The sequence below is a fragment of the Bacteroidota bacterium genome, from assembly GCA_013696965.1.
Classification (GTDB): domain Bacteria; phylum Bacteroidota; class Bacteroidia; order JACCXN01; family JACCXN01; genus JACCXN01.
Genome location: JACCXN010000076.1, coordinates 1 through 2,650, shown reverse-complemented (window position 1 = coordinate 2,650; position 2,650 = coordinate 1). Strand labels below are relative to the sequence as shown.

1 protein-coding gene is annotated in these 2,650 nt (G+C 36.8%); it reads left to right on the top strand.

The window, feature by feature from the left end; all coding sequences use genetic code 11:
* Positions 1-549: 549 nt before the first annotated feature.
* On the top strand, positions 550-2,439 hold the full coding sequence (locus tag H0V01_11500) for an IS1634 family transposase (GenBank protein ID MBA2583996.1): 1,890 nt from the start codon (positions 550-552) through the stop codon (positions 2,437-2,439).
* Positions 2,440-2,650: the final 211 nt, after the last annotated feature.

Here is a 2,650-nt window from a genome sequence, read left to right as displayed (position 1 = left end):
ACAACTATTCAATAAAATATAAGGATCTTAACGGGAATTCGTATAATAAAACGGGAGTCGTTACTCTGCTACACTAGAACCGTCGAGGTTTTATGATTTGCAGGCATTCTTAACAATTTCTTTTTTAAACCAATAGATTTCATTATTTCTTTCATATGAAAGAAATTCTGATATACAAACCTGACCAGGTTGAAACCAAATGTATAAACTTGTGCTCGGAAGGTGATGCTGACATGCCGTCCTGCCCCCGCAGAGAGTCTCTTCAAAGCCGCCTTATTTGCGAAAACGCCATCGACTTTTTCAGTATAATCCATTCAATCCAAACTAAAGTTCAGTGTTAAGTTCAATCGATGAAACTCACTTAAAAAGACTCTATTATTAATCTTTGCACATTTAACCCACATTGCAGCCAAATCCTTTTGAGATGTTAAAAAAGCGCCGATTTGATAGGTATTTATCAAAAAACGGGGTGTTTGTAAAGTGTAATTGATTGATGCTTAGTGGGACGATATTTTGAAATTGGTTTGTAGTACAACCGGGGTTTAGTCAATGATCTTTCTGCAAATTATATTTGTGGGAGTGTTTCTTAAACCAGTATTAAAATATTTAAAAACAACAGGAGAGCATAAGGTTTATTACCGATTGTGCGAAAGTTACCGTCACGAAAATACTGTACGCCATCACACCATTGTTCAATTAGGAACGTTAGATGAATTAGCTGATGAATCTCAAAGAAAAAATTTAGCACAGCGTATATCTGCATTAGTAAAGCAATCGCGTACCGGCATTTGCGATATGTTTGAAGCCGATGATCAAATTGTAGAGTCGTTGGCGCAAAAACATTTCCTTACTATTTTAAAGAAGGAACGTCTCGATATTATTAAGGGCAGAGATTATGAAACGATAGATACCCACAGCATTAAAAATAAAAACATCCGGGAAGTTGGGACTGAATGGATATGTGCCCAAGCGATACAACAACTGAAACTTGTTGAATTTTTTGAGGAAAAAGGATGGGATGAACAAACAGTACAGCTTGCATTGACACACATTATCAGCCGTGCAAGTTACCCCGCTTCGGAATTACGAACCTCTCAATGGATAAAAGAAAATTCTGCTGTATGTGAAATAACAAACTATGCGGAACAAAAAATTACAAAAGATAAGCTCTACGGCATCAGTCACAAGTTATTCAATGTAAAGGATGATTTAGAAAAGCATTTGAGTAAACGTACCAATGAGTTATTTGATTTGCATGACACCATCTACATTTACGACCTTACTAATACCTATTTTGAGGGTCAGCAAAAAGGCAGCACCATTGCAAATTTTGGACGCAGTAAAGAAAAACGTAGTGATTGTAAGCTCATTGTACTTGCCCTAGTGGTAAATACCGAAGGCTTTATCAAATACTCGCAATTATTTGAAGGCAATACAACGGATAGTAAAAGCTTGTTTCAAATCATAAAAGAACTAAGTGCACGCACTTCTGCTACCGAAAGAAAACCTGTAATAGTAATGGATGCTGGCATTGCTACGGAAGATAATATTTTACTGCTTCGCAAATACCAATTTAAATACATGGTTGTAGCCAGGTCCTCATTAAAAAAATATTCTCCCGAAGTGAATAGCAATCCTATCGTTATAAAAGATAAAAAGGGACAACCAATTACATTACAAAAAGTAAAAGTAGCGGGTGACGCCGATAATTATTTACTCATACACAGCTTGGCAAAACAAGCCAAAGAAGAGAGTATGAAAAATAAATTTACCATGCGCTATGAGCAGGCACTGCAACAAATAAAAGATGGCCTAAGTAAAAAAAGAGGAACTAAAAAGAAAGATAAAATTTGGGAACGTATTGGACGCGTAAAACAAAAATATCAAAGCACAAACAAACATTATCAAATCAATGTTGCCGAAAATGATTTAGGAATCGTAACAGATATTCAATGGAAGTCAAAACCCATGCCTAAACGAGAAGGACAATATCTGTTGCGAACGAATCTTGATGAAAAGGAAGAACAAACTCAATGGGCAATTTATAATACGATACGCGAAGTAGAAAGCACATTCCGAACACTCAAAACAGATCTTGATCTCCGTCCGGTTTTCCATAAAACGGATGATGCGGCAATGGCACACTTGCATCTTGGTTTACTCGCTTATACAGTTGTAAATACCATCAGATATCAATTAAAACAAAAAGAAATCAATAATGAGTGGCGGGATATAACAAGAATAATGAACACGCAAAAAATGGTAACCACCACTATGGTTAACAAATATGGACAAACTATAAAAATCCGCCAATGCTCAGAACCAGTACCTAAAGTAGAGACAATTTACAACGCCTTAAACTATAAACACAAACCATTTGCCCGCAAAAAATTTGTAGTCCCCCCTGCTGAACCCGAACAGATCAAACCTCCTGATTAGCCACAAGTTCAAAGGAAAAAACTGCAATGTGGGTTAAAGTAAATAGCTGGGGAACAATGGAGGTAGGTCTCAGTGAGCCGGCTCTCAATTCTGAATTTCTGATCTACCCCAATCCTTCGCATGGTTCATTTCAGATCCGCTCGCAAACTCCTCTTAAAAGTGTTCAGTTATTTTCAGCGACAGGCCAATTACTTTTTACACGGATGGAAAT